This window comes from Maribellus maritimus, assembly GCF_022267315.1.
Lineage (GTDB): Bacteria > Bacteroidota > Bacteroidia > Bacteroidales > Prolixibacteraceae > Draconibacterium > Draconibacterium maritimum.
Window position 1 is genome coordinate 1 of record NZ_JAIKLE010000191.1, and the last position, 344, is coordinate 344.

The 344-nt window shown below is 40.1% G+C and carries 1 protein-coding gene; it reads right to left on the reverse strand.

Features of this window, described 5'->3' with window-relative positions:
* Positions 1 to 344: IS110 family transposase (locus K5G00_RS29630; RefSeq protein WP_238770280.1), on the reverse strand; the 344-nt coding region annotated here is incomplete at both ends.

Sequence of the window (344 nt, forward strand, 5' to 3'; positions counted from 1 at the left end):
CGAGGTTCCCATTACAAATGGCCTCGATAATTTTTAGGCCTGTAAGTCCACAAACATCATTAACTACTATATCTAATCTGAAATTCAGAAACTTTAAGTACTTCTGCATCTTTCTTGAAGCACTTGCGGCAAGTTCTATCCAGTTTGTCCTTTGACGGCAATAAGTACGCAATATCTCTGTGGTTTCATCGGGAAGGAAACTTCCAGATAACAAACCCAGGGAATGAAGTTTCTGAATCCACCGGCTATCTTTCACATCGGTCTTTTTCCCTTTGGCATGTTTTGTAAACTTTCCATTGCACAGGATCACTTCTATTCCTTGTTTTTGCAACTCTACGTAGAGG